This is a genomic window from Armatimonadota bacterium (assembly GCA_037138755.1).
Taxonomy (GTDB): Bacteria; Armatimonadota; Fimbriimonadia; order Fimbriimonadales; family Fimbriimonadaceae; genus Fimbriimonas.
Genome location: JBAXHT010000011.1, coordinates 1 through 2978 on the forward strand (window position 1 = coordinate 1; position 2978 = coordinate 2978).

Consider the following 2978-nt stretch of genomic DNA (forward strand, 5'->3'; position numbering starts at 1 on the left):
CATGTTCACCCCTCACCATCACACCATCAAGAGGGTGGTGAGACCACGCTTACCATCGGCCGCATGACCATGGCGAAGCAGCTGGTTGGCCGCCGAAAGCAGTTTGAGTGACCGCAGATCGATCAACGGTCAGCCCTTCGTCCAAGGGCACGGGCGACTTGAACCCCGCTCATGACACATTGGCTAGGTTGACAGATGTCTAGAAATGAAGCGTAAGCGTACCCACGGAAGGCACAGGAAGAACCCTCGGCTATAAGTAGGTCAACCCCTCCCAGGGAATTGCCGAATTCCCCGACGGCGCAGACGGCCGAAGATTTGAGTGGTGTGGCCAAGGACAGCGTGGGATTGAAGCTACACGGAAGATGCTTAGACGGATTACAACTTCACTAGCGGACTATTGGCGAATCCAGCGAACTCGATTGGCACTGTGAACTGCGGCTGCGTTGCATCAAGCGACTGGAATAGGTTCTCGCCGGCGAAATGAACGCCCTCCTTAGCTCCAAGTTCCAGGAACTGGGCAAAGGCATTTGTCCGTTCTGCGCATGGCGCAGTAGCAACATTGCCTGCGAACTCAGCCAAACTCCAGCTGTGCATAACTAGCACTGCATGCCGAGCAGTTGGCATCTGCCGAGCGAATACCCTCATGAAATCGAAGTAGCGTGCAGGCTCACGGAGCATATGGCTCTCAAAGCCAAAGTACTTCTGCTTACTCGTGAATGGATTAGGTACCGTCAAAGTGGCAACTGGGATTTCTAGCATCCCGTTGGACCAAATGAACAGATCCAACGGCCCAGCATCCGGGCCATGAGGAAAATTCTGCCGGATAGTGGTCAGCGGATGGTAATTAAACGAATAGCGAACGCCGTTACGTGCCAAAAAAGAGAGTATGTTGGCCGAGAAACGCCATGAACCCGCCCGATAAGCTGTGGGACGCACACCGGCGCACTTTTCGAACAGGCGAATAGCGTCTGAATAAACCAAGTCGACGGTCACCGGATCGAAGTAGTTCGACGCCCACCCAGGGCGCTTGTAACCTCGATCTTGCCACCACCACTCCGGGAGATGTTCTATGTGCGTGTGCAACTCGAGGAAGTGCCCTCGACTCAGAATCTCGTCCGCGACGCGACCGTTGATACCCGGGCAGGAGTACTCGGTAAAGACGTCGTAAAAGAAGAGGACCTTCGCTCCCACCCGGTCTGCAAGATCCATAATCAGGGGTATACCCCAACGCGCTCCAAATCCCGGCGAGACACCACCAAATATGTTCGCTTCCACAGCCGCTTCGCTCACCGGAAACAGGAGCGATTCGGTGTCGCATGAAAGGATCACGGTCCTGGCCATTTCAGACTTCTCCGCGCCGAAAACTCAGACTCCCACCTTCTCCGCGGACAGGATGAAGTCGATGCCTCCGCAGACCGGGTCTTCACCATAGAAGGTTTTCGATACAAAGCCGTTCGTGAACATGCTGATAAGGTCGAGATCCCGATACACACGAAACGTGCCGACCCTGTATTTCTCAAACTCCTCTTCGGTGTAGTGCGCATGGAGGTTCGGGTAAGGCGTCGTCGGGCCGCGATGATTCGTGGCCTGAATTAGGCAACGACCACCCGGCCTTAGGACTCGGTGTACCTCGGGTGGCACTAGTTCGTGCCTCTCCACGTGCTGCAAGACTGCGATTGCAACAAATACGTCAACGGATGCGTCAGGGATCTGTGACATATCCGTAATGTCCATCTGCAAGTCGAACCAGTTGACCGGCCGAACGTCGAAAGACACAACGCGCTTTGCACCGACGAAAAAGTACTCCAACTCCGCCTTGCCTGGAACGCAAGCCAAGACGTCCTTACCCCGGAAATCAAACTCATGACGGATAAAGCGGTCGTAAGCGTCTTTGAAGCGTCTGTGACGCTCGAAGGAGAGGCAGTTGGGACACCGAATCGCCTTCGCAGCATCACCGAAGCTCAGAAACCGAACTGCAGACTCTCCGCAAATGTTGCAGGCTCTTTCAGGGCTCGACTGCATCTGAAATCCAAGTTGGTTTACGGTCCATTACCAGTTCTCCAGCCCCAGTCGAAGCCGAACAGCGCCAGTAAACATCAGTCAAACGAAGCTTGCCGCTCCGCATCGGCGAGTGCGGTGACCATCGCCTTGAACTGCTCGTCGGCAACACCGCGGAGCGTGTAAAACTCCGACTTGTAGCGTAAGCAGTTATCGACTGAAATTCGTCGAACAATACGTGCCGGGGCACCCGCCACGACCGAGAGCGGCGGAAAATCGGAAATCACTACGCTGTTTGCTCCAACCACGGACAGCGAGCCAACTTCTACACCACCTAGGATCTTGGCACCTGTGGCAATGTAGACGTGATCATGGATTCGAGGCGCATAAACGGACCGTCCATCAGAGTCAGTCCAATACCGACCTTTCGCACCTCCGCCGCCCAACGTCACATTGGACCCGATCACGACACCAGAGCCGACGCTCGAGTGGAGGATGATCCCGATGCCGCCGTACCCGAACACAACGTCATCAGCAAGCCTGCATTCACTCGGGATCACAGAGCTATGCAACAAGTAGTTCAAGACCTCGGCCTTCTTGGCCGCGACACTGTCGCCGGCGAGTAGACACGCACGCCCATGCTTGTAGATGCGCAACGCGTCAGGGACGCCCGAGCCGATCTCCCCGAGCTTGTCGCATAAGTAGGCTATGTAACTGTCCATAGCTAGCAGGCTCCGGACCTAGTGCAAATAGCCCTTCCGAGGCGGTGCGCTTCGAGACGGAAGTCCCAGCGCTCAGTACCTGAGTCGAGCACGAAGCAGGAGTGCCCGTCTTGAGGCCGGGCAGCCGACGACACGCCGCGCTCCGAACCATCATGCGGCCAGACGACAAGAAACACGCTAGCGCGGCCCTGAGGAGACGTCTTCAAGGCTACTTCGAGCGTGGGAGCTGCTTCCATCGTACCCACCTTACGCGTCACC

At 56.1% G+C, this 2978-nt stretch carries 4 protein-coding genes; all 4 read right to left on the minus strand.

From position 1 onward, the window contains the following. Positions 1-375 precede the first annotated feature (375 nt). Positions 376-1209 (minus strand): hypothetical protein, encoded by an 834-nt coding sequence (locus WCK51_15935; GenBank protein MEI7578379.1) that lies wholly within the window; start codon positions 1207-1209, stop codon positions 376-378. A 156-nt stretch (positions 1210-1365) separates the two neighbouring features. After that, on the minus strand, positions 1366-2022 hold the full coding sequence (locus WCK51_15940) for a methyltransferase domain-containing protein (protein MEI7578380.1): 657 nt from the start codon (positions 2020-2022) through the stop codon (positions 1366-1368). 74 nt (positions 2023-2096) lie between these two features. Further along, positions 2097-2720, minus strand: coding sequence for a hypothetical protein (locus WCK51_15945; GenBank protein MEI7578381.1), 624 nt, complete (start codon positions 2718-2720; stop codon positions 2097-2099). 2 nt (positions 2721-2722) lie between these two features. Next, positions 2723-2978: hypothetical protein (locus WCK51_15950; protein ID MEI7578382.1), on the minus strand; the 256-nt coding region annotated here is incomplete at its 5' end.